This window comes from Flavobacterium sp. 22659 (assembly GCF_052044235.1).
Lineage (GTDB): Bacteria > Bacteroidota > Bacteroidia > Flavobacteriales > Flavobacteriaceae > Flavobacterium > Flavobacterium johnsoniae.
In genome coordinates this window covers 1-442 of record NZ_JBQEMU010000052.1, presented here as the reverse complement: position 1 = coordinate 442, position 442 = coordinate 1, and the positions used below count along the sequence as shown (strand labels likewise).

The following is a 442-nucleotide window of genomic DNA, read 5'->3' as shown; positions in this document are numbered from 1 at the left end:
GGGGTCCTGGGTTCGAGCCCCAGTCGGGTCACAAAAGGTCGTGTAATTTATTTTACTCGACCTTTTTTTTTAGGCCATGTGGAGAAACGGTAGACTCGCCATCTTGAGGGGGTGGTGCTCGCAAGGGCGTGAGGGTTCAAATCCCTCCATGGTCACTTGACGGGACAAAGCAGAAAACCTGTTTTGTCCCGTTTTTTTTGCCTTTAAGATTCTCCCTTTATACTTCCTGAAAGTTTTAAACAGCAAAACAACCTTCAGAAATTAGAGATTTAAAAAGAAACAAAATACCACAAAGCAGATATAATATCTGACAAAAAGATATTTTGCAGGATATTTTTTTATCTTTGAAAATCAGATTTTTTTCAATCTGTACGGCTTTATCTTGGAGCCTTTAGAAAATATATACTCATTATGGAACAAAAAATACATCAGGGAAGAAACG

General features: G+C 38.5%; 1 tRNA gene. It reads left to right on the top strand.

Features of this window, described 5'->3' with window-relative positions:
- Positions 1-72 precede the first annotated feature (72 nt).
- Positions 73-155: transfer RNA gene (locus tag ACTJIW_RS24190), tRNA-Leu, on the top strand.
- Positions 156-442 lie beyond the last annotated feature (287 nt).